The sequence below is a fragment of the Bradyrhizobium sp. WSM4874 genome (genome assembly GCF_055811835.1).
In genome coordinates, this window is record NZ_JBVVPR010000010.1 from 179,590 (window position 1) to 189,791 (window position 10,202).

Genomic DNA, 10,202 nt, shown 5'->3' on the forward strand with positions numbered 1-10,202 from the left:
GCTAGCCACCTCTCATGACGTCGGAGAGTTTTGGCCAAGACGATTGCTCGCGATCGTCATGCGCAGGCGCCGAGGTGCGCTCGGCAGCGCGGAGTTTTGCCGACCGCGCGCGCGGGTTATGCGCGACTTCGTCCTCGCCTGCGATCACCGGCCGCCGCGTCAGAAGCTGGAAGCTCGGCACCGCCTGCGACACTTCCGGCAGATGGCGTGAGCCGCCACCCGTCTTGGACCGATCGGCGAGGAAATTCTTGACGATGCGGTCTTCCAGCGAATGGAATGAGACGACCACGAGGCGACCGCCGGGCTTGAGCACACGCTCGGCAGCGATGAGTGCGTTCTGGAGTTCCTCGAGCTCTTCGTTGACGAGGATGCGCAGGGCCTGGAACGTTCGCGTCGCCGGGTGAATATCGCCCGGCTTGGAACGGACCACCCTGCCGACGAGCTCGGCGAGCGCGCGTGTGGTCGTGAACGGCGTCTCCTGGCGGTCCGCGACGATGGCGCGGGCGATCCGGCGCGACTGCCGCTCTTCGCCGAGGAGATAGATGATGTCGGCGAGATCGCCTTCCGATGCGCGCGCCACGACATCGGCCGCAGTCGGGCCTGCCTGCCCCATCCGCATATCGAGCGGACCATCGAGGCGGAACGAGAAGCCGCGGCCGGCCTGGTCGAGCTGCATCGAGGATACCCCGACATCCATCACGACGCCGTCGACGCCATCGACGCCTTGAGCCGCGCAGACTTCGGCGAGGTTGGAGAAGCGATCTTCAACGAGGGTCAGCCTGCCCGCGGAGCGTTCGACCAACTCGGCGCCGCCTGCGATCGCAGTGCGGTCGCGATCAATGGCAATCACCCGGGTTCCCGGCATGTCGAGGATCGCGCGGCTGTAGCCGCCGGCACCAAAGGTCGCGTCGATATAAAGGCCGCCTTCGCGTGGCGCGAGGTGGTCGATGGCCTCACGGCCAAGAACGGGGATGTGCGGAGCCGAGCTCATGCGCCAGGCCTGCCGATCGCCTCGCCGGACTCCCAAGTGAGATCGGGGACGAACAAGCTCATAACGCCTCGAATGATTCCGCGTCGCGGCGGTTCCACGACCCAACCCCCGTCCAACATAGTTACCGAGCCCGGTCGTCCCGGGCCACCAACCCAGTATTCCCCTTGGAATTTGTCGGGCAGCCATGGGATTTCGAGCCAAAATACGCTTTGGCCGCCTCCGGACGCGGGTCGGCTCTTCATCTCTCAGTAACGGCCCTTAGCGTTAAGAAAGCGTTGATCGGCTCGCGACAAGTCGAAAAGCTGACGCGGCGGTGATGCTTCATCCACACACATGCGCCAAAATGCATCCGTTAACCCCGTCGCCGGATTGCGCGCGATCGAGGGTAAAGGAATAGTAAAGAGAAGGGCTTGGCCCACTCTCTGTCTGTCTCGAGCTGTTTATGTCGTCCGGTTCGTCCACGCCGTCTGGATCTGATTCGAAGCGTCAACGTGTTCTCCCGGTTCCCAAGGCCGCCGCGAACATGCGGACGTTCGAGCCGGATTCCTCGATCGTCTCCGACATCATCCCCTCACCGAACCATGGCGACCGCAACAAGGGCCGGCAGCCCGATATGATCGTGCTGCACTACACCGGCATGCCCGACGTCGAAGGTGCGCTCGCGCGGCTCTGCTCCGCGGGCACCGAGGTGTCGGCACATTATGTCGTGCTGGAAGACGGCCGCATCGTGCAATGCGTGCCGGAGGCCAGGCGTGCCTGGCACGCCGGCGTCTCGTCCTGGGCCGGCGAGGATGACATCAACTCCTGCTCGATCGGGATCGAGATCGTCAATCGCGGCCACGACTGGGGCTATCCGGAGTTTCCGCTGCGCCAGATCGCCGCCGTGATCGCGCTGTGCCGTGGCATCATGCTCCGCCGCAAGGTGCCCGCGCACCGGGTGCTCGGCCATTCCGACGTGGCGCCCGCGCGCAAGAAAGATCCCGGCGAAAAATTTCCGTGGCATTCGCTGGCCAATTCCGGCGTCGGCCACTGGGTCACGCCCGCGCCGGTCGTGCGCGGCGAGAGCCTGATGCTCGGCACCATCAGCGACGAGGTGCTGAGCCTGCAGCAGGCGCTCGCCAGATACGGCTACGGCGTTCCCCTCACCGGCAAATACGACGCCGCGACCATGGAAGTCGTCACCGCGTTCCAGCGCCATTTCCGCCCGGCGCGGCTGGATGGGGTCGCGGATCACTCGACGCTGTCGACCTTGCAGGCGCTGTTGGGGAGTCTCCCTCAGGAGACAACGACTATCGCGACGAAGTGACGGCGACTGCCACACCCCGTCATTGCGAGCGAAGCGAAGCAAGTGCTCCTCGCAATGACGGAGTATGTGGCGACTATTCCATCTCTCTCATCCTTCGCGCATAAAGCCGTCGCAGCGGCTCGAGCTGCGTCGCCTCCGTCGCCGCGCGATAAGCCTCGCGCGCCTCCTCATTCCGGCCGAGCCGCCGCAACAAATCCGCCCGTACTGCTGGCAACAGTTCGTAACCATGAAGCCCGCCACGCGCGGCGGTCGCATCCACGAGATCGAGCGCACGTGCGGGACCATCGACCATCGACACTGCCGCTGCGTGATTCAGCTCGATCACCGGCGACGGATTGATCCGCAGCAGCACTTCATAGAGCCCGGCGATCTGCGACCAGTCTGTCTGCTCATAGCTCGGCGCACGTGCATGCAGCGCGGCGATTGCGGCTTGTACTGCATAAGGCTGCGGCCGACCGGGCACGCGCAGTGCGTCGTCCACCAGACGCAGCCCCTCCTCGATCTGTGCACGGTGCCACCGCGAACGATCCTGCTCCTCCAGCAGCACGATGTCGCCGGCGGCGGTCTGGCGCCCTGCGCGGCGCGCATCGTGCAGCAGCATCAGCGCCAGCAGGCCCTTGATCCCCGCGCGATCGGGTAGCAGCCGGTCGAGCAAACGGCCAAGCCGGATCGCCTCGGCCGCAAGATCGGGTCGCATCAAATCCGCACCGGACGTCGCCACATAGCCTTCGGTGAAGACGAGATAGATCACGGCAAGGACACCGTCGAGCCGCGGCACCAGCGTGTCGCGCTCGGGGACCTCATAGGGAATGCCGGCGAGCCTTATCTTCTGCTTGGCGCGGACGAGACGCTGCCCCATCGCCTCTTCGCTGACCAGGAAGGCGCGCGCGACCTGCGCCGTGGAGAGCCCGCAGACGGTGCGCAGCGTCAGCGCGACCTGGACTTCGGGCGCGAACGCAGGATGGCAGCAGGTGAAGATCAGCCGCAGCATATCGTCGTCGAGCATTGCCGGCGGCTCGTTGGGCGCTTGCGCGTTCAGCTCGAGCTCGTGCACGAGCGCCTGCTCCTTGCCGCGGAAGACGGCCTGGCGCCTGATACGGTCGATGGCCTTGTGTTTGGCGACATTGACCAGCCACGCACGCGGATTGTCGGGGACCTCGCACGCCGGCCAGCGCTCCAGTGCCACCGCAAAGGCGTCCTGAAGCGCGTCCTCGGCGAGATCGAAATCGCCGACGAGGCGGATCAGCGTGGCCAGCGCCCGCCCCGCCTCGTCGCGGAAGATCTTGTCGATCTCGGACAGTGTCATGCCCCGATGCGCGGCTGCGCCATCACTTGTCGTAGACCCAGATCGGCCGCACCTCGATCGAGCCGATGCGCGCCGACGGAATCCGCGACGCGATCTCGATCGCAGCATCGAGATCCTTTGCCTCCACGAGGTAATAGCCGCCGAGCTGCTCGCGTGTTTCGGCAAACGGGCCGTCGGTCGTCAGCGTCTTGCCGTCGCGCACGCGGACCGTCGTCGCGGTCGTGGTCGGCTGCAGCCGGTCGCCGGCCTTGAAATTGCCGCTCTGGATGATGCCTTGCGTGAAGGTCTGATATTCCGCCGTCATCTGCTGGCCGGCAGCCGGACGCATATTCGCGTACTCGGCTTCGTTCTGGTAGATCATCAGCAAATACTGCATCGTCTAACTCCTGTTGCACGGCTGGATCGCCGACATCCAGTCGAACGGGGCACGCGCCCAACGACATCTTCAGGATAAATTATTTCGGGCGAACCGTGCATGGCGATATCGGCTTGCGGAACCGACACAAATGCTTCATGCGTAAGCCGTCAGTCGGCCGGACGGCCGCTCCGGCAAGTGCCGAAAGGCCGCCGGGGAGGAAAGTCCGGGCTCCCTTGACATACGGTGCCGGATAACGTCCGGCGGGGGCGACCCCAGGGAAAGTGCCACAGAGAACGAACCGCCCGCCTTCGCAGCGCAAGCTGCACAGGCAGGTAAGGGTGAAAAGGTGCGGTAAGAGCGCACCGCGGCTGCGGCAACGGAGCCGGCATGGTAAACCCCACCGGGAGCAAAACCGAATAGGGACGGCGTAGCGGGCTGTTCGCGAAAGCGATAACGCCGCGGGGCGATGTCAGGCCCGCCGTCCGGGTAGGTTGCTCGAGGCCATGTGCAAACATGGTCCCAGAGGAATGGCCGTCACGTATCGTTCGCGCAAGCGGACGGTGCCCTACAGAACCCGGCTTACAGGCCGGCTGATATCTTGCAACGAGGGGTTCGATGCTGACCGCATCGAGCCCCTCACCATTTGGGCGCTCACTATCCGGCGATCTCTTGCAACACGCCCATCAGCGCGTCCGGCGCTGTCACGTTCGGCGCGTGGCTGGCGTCGAGCTCGACACAACGCCAGCCATCCTCGCTCTTCGTGCGCTTGGCGAACTGTCCGAACACGTCGCCCGGCGGAATGCGCGTGCAATAGATGTAGCTGCGCGGCATCGCCGGCTCGCCATGTTCGAGCTTCAGCTTCGTCTCGAAACATTTGATCGGCATGTTGATCCGGCGCGCGTTGAGCCAGTCGAGATCGGCCTGCGGCGTGTCCGGCGGCGGCGGGTTCGGCGGGATGCGGTAGCCGTCGCCTGAGCTTGCTGCCTTGCGCATCGGCTCGCGCCCGCCCTCGTGGAGATCGAACAGCGATTGGCCGTCACGCGGCACGAAGGCGTCGAGATAGATCAATTGCGTCACCCGCTCGCGCGCGCGATCGGCGACGCCGGTGGCGACCATGCCGCCATAGCTGTGACCGAGCAGCACGATGTCCTCGAGGCCCTCGAACCTGATGACGTTGAGAATGTCCTGGATGTGCGTCTCGAGATCGATCGCGGGGCTGGCCAGATGGGCGCGCTCGCCGAGCCCGGTATAGGTCGGCGCAATGAAGCGATGGCCGGCCTGCGCCAGCAGCGGATGCATCTTCTTCCAGGCCCACCCGCCGGACCACGCACCGTGACAAAGCAGGAAGGTTTTTGAGCGTACGGCCATCAGCGTTTCCATCGTTCTTGTTTGTACGATGGAGTTTAGCGGCCGACCGCGCGATGTAAACGCTACGGCTCTTTAAGCCGCGCGCGTGTTCACCTTCACGAGGACGGGTGCACCCTGACCAGCTTCGCGCCGCAGCTTGCCCGCCTCAAAACCGTGCATGCCGATCTGCCATTGCAGCCCGACGATGGCACCCTTGGTCGGCTGCAGCAGCGCGAGCGAAGCGAACAAGGTCACGGGCAGCCACACCGCCAGTTGCAGCCAGACGGCCGGCGCATAGGCGGTTTCGACCGCGAGGATTGCAGGGACCACGAGATGGCCGACGACGACCATCACGAGATAGGCCGGAAAATCGTCGGCGCGCTGGTGAAACAGCTCCTCGCCGCAATGGTCGCAGGTATCAGCCACCTTCAGGAAACGGCCGAACGCATGCCCTTCGCCGCAGTTCGGGCATTTGCCCAAGAAACCGCGCCACATCGCCTTTGCCAGAGAGACTGAACCGGTCGCCATGACCCCACCTCTTCCTTTTCTACGATCCATACAATAATATCTTGCATCCATACATTCAAAGGATATGGACGTTAATTGCATGGATTGGACCCCTACAATCTCGGAGTTGAGCGGGCCACGCTATCAGCGCATCGTGGAGGCCATGGAGGCCGATATCGCCGCCGGCCGGCTGGTGCGCGGCCAGCAACTGCCGACGCAGCGGGCGCTGGCAAAAGCGCTCGGCATCGATCTCACCACGGTGACGCGCGCCTACACCGAGGCGCGGCGCCGCGGCATCATGGAAGCCCGGGTCGGCCAGGGCTCGTTCGTGTCGGAGACCAGCGCGCGCCGCGCGGTCGATCTGCCGCATCCCGTCGCGATCGACCTCTCGATGAACGTGCCGCCGCAGCCACTCGAAGCGCAGCTCGACGAGCGCATCATCGCCGGGATGGAAGCCATCCGCGCGCAATCGGGCCTGACGGTGCATCTCAACTATCAGCCGCCGGGCGGCAGCGCCCACGAGCGCGAGGTCGCAGCGCGATGGATGCGCACACGTGTGCCACATGCGCACGCCGACAGGCTCGTGATCTTTCCCGGCACGCAGACGATCCTGTTCAATCTGCTCGCCCACCTCGCCCGGCCCGGCGACATCGTGCTGACGGAGGCCTTCACCTTTCCCGGCATCAGGGCCGCCGCCGCGCGGCTCGGCGTCAAGCTCGTCGGCGTCGCCATGGACGACGGCGGCATCCTGCCCGACGCGCTGGCAAAGGCTTGCCGCACGCACAAGCCGAAAGCGGTCTATCTCATTCCGACGCTGCACAATCCCACCACCGCGACGCTTCTTCCCGACCGCCGCAGCGCCATCGCAAAGATCATCAACGATGCCGATACGGTTCTGATCGAGGACGACGCCTACGGGCTGCTCGATCGCTCCGCATCGCCGATCGCCAATCTCATTCCGGAACGGACATATCTCGCGACCACGCTGTCTAAATGCATCGCGCCCGCGCTACGCGTTGCCTATCTGGTGACGCCCGACGGCGGCTCCCAGCGGGAGATGCGCAATTATTTGCAAGCGACGGTGCAGATGCCGGCGCCGCTGATGGTCGCGCTGGTGACGCATTGGATCGAGACCGGCATCGCCGACCGCATCATCACCGCCATCAGGAGCGAGGCGATCGGTCGCCAGCAGCTCGCGCAACGGGCGCTCAAAGGCTTCGAGTTCCAGGCCAAGCCCGCCGCTCACCATCTGTGGCTGCGGCTGCCGGAGGGCCGTCTGGACGTCGCCGCGCATCTGCTGCGGAATGGACTTGCAGTGGTCGCCGGCGAGGCGTTCACCGTGGACGGAACGCCGCCACACGCGGCACGCGTCTCGCTTGGCGCGGCGCGCAACAGGGCGGAATTGACGGAAGCGCTACGCATCCTGGTCGGCGCGCTGCACAGGCCTGCCGACACCAGACAGATCGTCTAGAGCATGATCCGGAAAAGTGTGCAGCGGTTTTCCGAAAAGATCATGCTCCAAAAAATGCCTATCGATGCTGACGGCGATGCCGCGAGCGCACGACTGGCGCAACAGCCGATGGATAAGCCTGCGATGCGTAGGCATCGCTCGGCTGGCCGAGAGCCCTGCGCGCGGCGGGCGTGAGCTGGCCGCCATTCAGAACGTCGCGGTCCGGATGGGCAGCCTGATAGGCCGCAGGCTCGGAAAACTGGGCCTCCGCCATTGTCGGCATCAAGGCCGCCGCCGACACTAGCGCGGCCGCGACGGCAATCTTCGTGCGAGTCATCGTCCTTCTCCATATGCTCATTCGGGAGACTGGCCGATCGAACCGCATGATCGCGTCGAGCGGGCCCTACATTGAAGTACGAGCATCATGTAGGCCTGTCTTTCGCGAACGCCCGCCGCTGGGGATCACGCTTGCGTGCGGTTTTGAAATTGACCTGCACGGCCGCAGCTGTGCTATGCGAGCGATGGCGATCAACAGTTCGGGATCGTCCAAATAACAGGGACAATCTGTTGGAAATACTCACCTACGCGCTGCTGCTGCTCGGCGCACTCGCCGGGGGCTTCGTCTCGGGCCTTGCCGGATTCGGCACGGCGCTGATGGCACTCGGCATCTGGCTCTACGTGCTGCCGCCCTCGCTCGCGGTGCCCCTGGTGCTGATCTGCTCGGTGATCGCGCAGAGCTCGACGCTGCCGTCCATGTGGAAGAGTTTTGATCTCTCGCTGGTCTGGCCGTTCCTGATTGGAGGACTGATCGGCGTGCCCTTGGGCACCATGCTGGTCGCCTCTGCCGATCCAAAAGTGTTCAAGCTGAGCGTCGGCGTGCTGCTGCTGATCTTCTCGACGGCGCTGTACCTCAACAAGAAGCCGCTCGCCATCACGTTCGGCGGTCGCATCGCCGACGGTGCGATCGGCTTTGCCGGCGGCATTCTTGGCGGTCTCGCCGGATTGTCGGGGCCGCTTCCGATCCTGTGGGCGAACATTCGCGGCTGGAACAAGCACGAGCGGCGCGGCATCTTCCAGCTCTTCAATTTCACCGTGCTCGCCACCGCTTTGGTGTTGCAGACGGCCTCGGGCCTCGTCGCGTTCAAGGTGGTCTGGCTCGCGGTGGTTGCCTTTCCGGGCACCTTGATCGGCGCATGGGCCGGCGCGCGCGTCTATCACGCGCTGAGTGACAAGCATTTTGGCGATGTCGTGCTCGGTCTCTTGTTCCTGTCGGGCCTCGGCCTGGTCTGGAACAGTTTGGGCACGCACTAGCTCCGTCTTTTTTTCGCGGCAAGCGCCGTGCCGCCGGCAATTCCGACGCCAAGCACGCAGATAAGCGCTCGCTACGCGGGCGCGCGTGCAGGAGACGCCACGGGCTTGGGCACGGCCGGCTCGGGGGACTCCTCGTGCCGGAGCATGACAAGGCGCTTCCTGAATTCACGTCGTAGCAGCCACACGCTCAAGGCGGCCTGCAGCGTGGTCGTCGCGATCGACAGGTACCAGACATGCTCCATCCGGAAGCCCGGCCACGTCGAGAGCCAGATCGACGGCAGGGAATAGGTGAGGACCCGCGTTGCCGAGGTCCACAACACCGGCTTGGTGTTGCCAAGCCCCTGAAACAGGCTGGAGCAGGTGAAGATCAGCCCCTGCGCCACCATGTTGAGCGAGACGATGCGCAGAAAAAGCGACGCAACCGCCATCGTCTCCTGATCCTTCGAGAAGCCGGTTAGCAACAGACCAGGCGCGAGTTGCGCCGGGATCAAGAAAACGATCATCACGGCGGTCGCGATGAGCGCCGCCTTGACAAAGGTCTCTCTCACGCGCGCTCCGTTGCCGGCGCCGAAGTTCTGGCCGGCGATCGGCCCTGCAGCAAGGGCGATGGCGAGCGCCGGCATCTGCATCAGGCCGAGCAGACGCGTTCCGATGCCAAATCCGGCCTGTGCCGCCGAGCCGAAAACGCTCAGCACGTAATAGCCCACGGCCATGATGATGAAGACCATCGCGAACTCGCCGCCTGCGGGCAGGCCGACATTGAGAATCCTCTTCCACTGCTGAAGCTGCGGTCGCCATTGCGTGGGATCAAAGGCGACATAGCGTTCCAATTTCAGGAAATACACCAGCAGCATGAGCACACCGATGAAGACGGCAATCGAGCTTGCGAGGCCCGCTCCGGCAACACCGAGCGCGAGCCCGGTGCCCCAACCCGAGATCAGGACCGGCGCCAGCGCGATATTGATGGCCACTGCAAGCGCTTGAACCAGCATGCTCGGCCGCACGATGCCTGTCGCCCGCAACGCAGACGCCATGACCTGCGACGCAAACTGCAGCGCCAAAGCCGGCATGAACCAGAGCAGATAAACCGCGCCGGCTTCGACCGTGGCCTCATCGGCCGCGACCGCGCGCATATATGGACGCGACAATGCGAAGCCTGCGCCGAGGGTCAGGAGCCCGAACAGCACCGAGAGGACGACCGACTGGTTGAAGACGAGGTTCGCGTCGCCGCGATCCTTGCGCCCCACGGCGTGCGCCATCAGCGCCACCGTGCCGACGCCGAGCACCTGCATCAGCGCATTGACGAGAAAGCCGGCATTGCCGGCCGCGGCGACGCCCGCGATTGCCGCATCGCCCAGTCCCGACACGAAATACAGGTCGACCAGCTGGCAGATCATGATCGTGATCATGCCGACCACGATCGGTGGCGCCATGCTCAGGATGTGGCTCACGATGGAGCCGCGCGTCAGGTCCTTCATGTCGTTCCATCCTCTGGCGCGGGGGGGGGGGGGGGGGGGGGGGGGGGGGGGGGGGGGGGGGGCGGGGGCGCCCGCCCCCCCCCCCCCCCCCCCCCCACACAGCACCGCAACAACACCGCACACACACCCCCCCCACGCACCCCCCGCA

The 10,202-nt window shown here is 65.0% G+C and carries 10 protein-coding genes and 1 other RNA gene; 4 read left to right on the forward strand and 7 right to left on the reverse strand.

Going from position 1 to position 10,202, the window contains the following annotated elements; genetic code table 11:
* Position 1: 1 nt before the first annotated feature.
* On the reverse strand, positions 2 to 991 hold the full coding sequence (rsmH, locus tag AC0L3P_RS13530; RefSeq protein WP_354205297.1) for a 16S rRNA (cytosine(1402)-N(4))-methyltransferase RsmH: 990 nt from the start codon (positions 989 to 991) through the stop codon (positions 2 to 4).
* A 523-nt stretch (positions 992 to 1,514) separates the two neighbouring features.
* Between rsmH and AC0L3P_RS13535 the strand changes: the two genes are divergently transcribed.
* The gene (locus AC0L3P_RS13535) at positions 1,515 to 2,297 is read left to right on the forward strand and encodes an N-acetylmuramoyl-L-alanine amidase (protein WP_275173891.1); all 783 of its coding nucleotides are present in this window, start codon (positions 1,515 to 1,517) and stop codon (positions 2,295 to 2,297) included.
* Positions 2,298 to 2,370: 73 nt separating this feature from the next.
* On the opposite strand, the gene AC0L3P_RS13540 is transcribed toward AC0L3P_RS13535, so the two are convergent.
* Both AC0L3P_RS13540 and AC0L3P_RS13545 read right to left on the reverse strand, forming a co-directional pair.
* The gene (locus AC0L3P_RS13540) at positions 2,371 to 3,603 is read right to left on the reverse strand and encodes an RNA polymerase sigma factor (RefSeq protein ID WP_473302216.1); all 1,233 of its coding nucleotides are present in this window, start codon (positions 3,601 to 3,603) and stop codon (positions 2,371 to 2,373) included.
* 22 nt (positions 3,604 to 3,625) lie between these two features.
* Positions 3,626 to 3,979, reverse strand: a complete 354-nt coding sequence (locus AC0L3P_RS13545; RefSeq protein WP_018454229.1) for a YciI family protein — start codon at positions 3,977 to 3,979, stop codon at positions 3,626 to 3,628.
* A gap of 149 nt (positions 3,980 to 4,128) precedes the next feature.
* Here AC0L3P_RS13545 and rnpB point away from each other — a divergent pair.
* Positions 4,129 to 4,559, forward strand: an RNA gene (rnpB, locus tag AC0L3P_RS13550) — RNase P RNA component class A.
* Positions 4,560 to 4,615: 56 nt separating this feature from the next.
* On the opposite strand, the gene AC0L3P_RS13555 is transcribed toward rnpB, so the two are convergent.
* A complete protein-coding gene (locus tag AC0L3P_RS13555) occupies positions 4,616 to 5,329 on the reverse strand; it encodes an alpha/beta fold hydrolase (protein ID WP_473302217.1) in 714 nt (237 codons plus the stop codon).
* A 72-nt stretch (positions 5,330 to 5,401) separates the two neighbouring features.
* Positions 5,402 to 5,866 (reverse strand): DUF983 domain-containing protein, encoded by a 465-nt coding sequence (locus tag AC0L3P_RS13560; protein ID WP_354060491.1) that lies wholly within the window; start codon positions 5,864 to 5,866, stop codon positions 5,402 to 5,404.
* Positions 5,867 to 5,915: 49 nt separating this feature from the next.
* Between AC0L3P_RS13560 and AC0L3P_RS13565 the strand changes: the two genes are divergently transcribed.
* Positions 5,916 to 7,286: an aminotransferase-like domain-containing protein gene (locus AC0L3P_RS13565; RefSeq protein ID WP_473302218.1), complete on the forward strand. Its 1,371-nt coding sequence runs from the start codon at positions 5,916 to 5,918 to the stop codon at positions 7,284 to 7,286.
* A 58-nt stretch (positions 7,287 to 7,344) separates the two neighbouring features.
* On the opposite strand, the gene AC0L3P_RS13570 is transcribed toward AC0L3P_RS13565, so the two are convergent.
* Positions 7,345 to 7,602 (reverse strand): hypothetical protein, encoded by a 258-nt coding sequence (locus AC0L3P_RS13570; protein ID WP_473302219.1) that lies wholly within the window; start codon positions 7,600 to 7,602, stop codon positions 7,345 to 7,347.
* 230 nt (positions 7,603 to 7,832) lie between these two features.
* Between AC0L3P_RS13570 and AC0L3P_RS13575 the strand changes: the two genes are divergently transcribed.
* Positions 7,833 to 8,576, forward strand: coding sequence for a sulfite exporter TauE/SafE family protein (locus AC0L3P_RS13575; protein ID WP_007600830.1), 744 nt, complete (start codon positions 7,833 to 7,835; stop codon positions 8,574 to 8,576).
* 71 nt (positions 8,577 to 8,647) lie between these two features.
* Here AC0L3P_RS13575 and AC0L3P_RS13580 read toward each other — a convergent pair whose 3' ends face one another.
* Positions 8,648 to 10,054, reverse strand: a complete 1,407-nt coding sequence (locus tag AC0L3P_RS13580; RefSeq protein ID WP_354205284.1) for an MATE family efflux transporter — start codon at positions 10,052 to 10,054, stop codon at positions 8,648 to 8,650.
* Positions 10,055 to 10,202: the final 148 nt, after the last annotated feature.